The sequence below is a fragment of the Mesorhizobium sp. M7A.F.Ca.CA.002.05.1.1 genome (assembly GCF_003998335.1).
In the GTDB taxonomy this organism is placed as follows: Bacteria; Pseudomonadota; Alphaproteobacteria; order Rhizobiales; family Rhizobiaceae; genus Mesorhizobium.
In genome coordinates, this window is record NZ_RZQI01001093.1 from 1 (window position 1) to 1,750 (window position 1,750).

The 1,750-nt window shown below is 64.3% G+C and carries 4 protein-coding genes; 2 read left to right on the top strand and 2 right to left on the bottom strand.

What is annotated here, in order from left to right; all coding sequences use genetic code 11:
* Both EN939_RS32835 and EN939_RS32840 read left to right on the top strand, forming a co-directional pair.
* A partial coding sequence (locus EN939_RS32835) for an NAD(P)H-dependent oxidoreductase (RefSeq protein WP_206528408.1) occupies positions 1-325 on the top strand: 325 nt, incomplete at its 5' end.
* A gap of 113 nt (positions 326-438) precedes the next feature.
* Positions 439-924 (top strand): hypothetical protein, encoded by a 486-nt coding sequence (locus EN939_RS32840; protein ID WP_127271656.1) that lies wholly within the window; start codon positions 439-441, stop codon positions 922-924.
* Between the two features lie 20 nt (positions 925-944).
* Here EN939_RS32840 and EN939_RS32845 read toward each other — a convergent pair whose 3' ends face one another.
* Together EN939_RS32845 and EN939_RS32850 are read right to left on the bottom strand one after the other, a co-directional pair.
* The gene (locus tag EN939_RS32845; RefSeq protein ID WP_127271658.1) at positions 945-1,484 is read right to left on the bottom strand and encodes a hypothetical protein; all 540 of its coding nucleotides are present in this window, start codon (positions 1,482-1,484) and stop codon (positions 945-947) included.
* A partial coding sequence (locus EN939_RS32850; RefSeq protein WP_206528409.1) for a glycine cleavage T C-terminal barrel domain-containing protein occupies positions 1,477-1,750 on the bottom strand: 274 nt, incomplete at its 5' end. The genes EN939_RS32845 and EN939_RS32850, both read right to left, overlap by 8 nt.

Sequence of the window (1,750 nt, forward strand, 5' to 3'; positions counted from 1 at the left end):
CTCGCCGACCTACAAGGGCAGCTATACCGGCCTTTTCAAGCATTTCTTCGACCTGATCGATCCGGCGGCATTGCGGGGAAAGCCCATCGTGCTGACGGCGACCGGCGGTGGCGAGCGCCATGCCTTGATCGTCGAGCATCAGCTGCGGCCGCTGTTCGGCTTCTTCGAGGCCTTTGCGCTGCCCACCGCCGTCTACGCCACCGACAAGGATTTCACCGACGGCGTACTGCGCTCCGAGGCGATCCTGAAGCGTGTGGCGCAGGCGGTTGACGAGGTCGGCTTCGTGCTGGCCAACCGCTCGGCCGGCAGGATCGCCGCCGAATAGGCTTTGTCACCAGATTGCGATCGAAACAGGCGAGGGCAGCGCCCTCGCTTACCCGCAATTTACGACCGCCCGCTAAAAACGTTCCTGTCTGATTCGTCTGGGACAGGAACGTCATGAGCAAAGCCCTCACATCCTTCGCACTGGTCGCCGTGCTGACCGCCTTGCTCATGGCGTTGAGCCTGGCTGTGGCCAGGCACGGCTATCCCTATGGCGCGATCGGCGTCAGGCGCCTTGACGGCATTGCCGACGCCGGCGTGTTCATCCCGATTGCCGCTGTCTATTTCTTCAGCGCGATGCTGATGATGATCCTGCCGATCAGGGCGGCCGGCATCGTCCTGACCCATGCCGCCGACGCCCTTTTCTGGACCGTGATCGCGCTGTTTGCGACCATCGTCGGCTGTCTGGTCGCCAGATGGGCGTTTGGGCAGGGCAGCGCCGTGTGGGCGCTGCTGAACTGGCGGTTCCTGTTTGCCGCGGCGGTCGTCGGTTGTCACTTCGTCATGAACGAGCTGCGCCGCAACGTGCTGCTGCGCAGCCTGTTCTTCGTGGTCTTTGCCGCCGCAACGCTGGCCTGCCTGTTCGGGTCGTTCACGCTCTGACCGGATCGCACTGCCGTCGGCTAGTCGGTTGATCCGGTCGCGATGTTGCTGGCGGCCGTTTCCATCCATGTCCAGAGATAAGTGGCAAGACCGCGGTCGACATGGATGCGCAGCTTGCCGTCAAGACGATAGACGACGGCGCTGATGCCGGCGAAGGAAAGTGCTGCACTGGCACTTGGCTTCGCGGGATCGAGCGTCGTTCCACGCGCGATGAAAGCGTCGAGCGCCATGCCCTCGGCCTCGAATATTTGCAACCCAGCGCTGATCGCCGTCACCGCGAACCCGTCTGCATGCCAGCCCGTGGCGATGGCGAGCGGGCTCTTCGATACGACGAGCAACCGGTCGCGCGCCAGCCGCGCCGCGTAGCGGTCGCCCTGTGCGATACCAAAGGCACCCACGCCAGTCCCGCCGATGCTGGAAGCCCGTGTCCACGCGTCGAGGTCGCCGCTGACCATCAACTGGTTGAGGTCGAGGACGGCTCGTATCGCAAGATCCGGCGTGGCGATGACTGCGCTCTGCCAGTCCGGAGTAATGGACCATTTTTCCGCGAGATCACGCATGCAGCCGGTCTCCTGCCGGGTCGAAGGCGCAAGGGGCGGTAATCGTCGCCTTGCTGATCTTGCCGAGATGCTGGATGTCTATCGTCTCGCCATGCCGCGTCGCACCGCGCTCGATCAGGCCAAGCGCAACCGGGCGGCCGAGCGTCGGGCTGTGGTAGCTCGAGGTGACAAAGCCTTGGCTGCGCAATCTGCCGTCGCTCCGTTTGATGCCATGCGCTCCGGTCGGCAGCGGCGCTTCGCCTTGCGGCACCGCCAATCCGACAAGC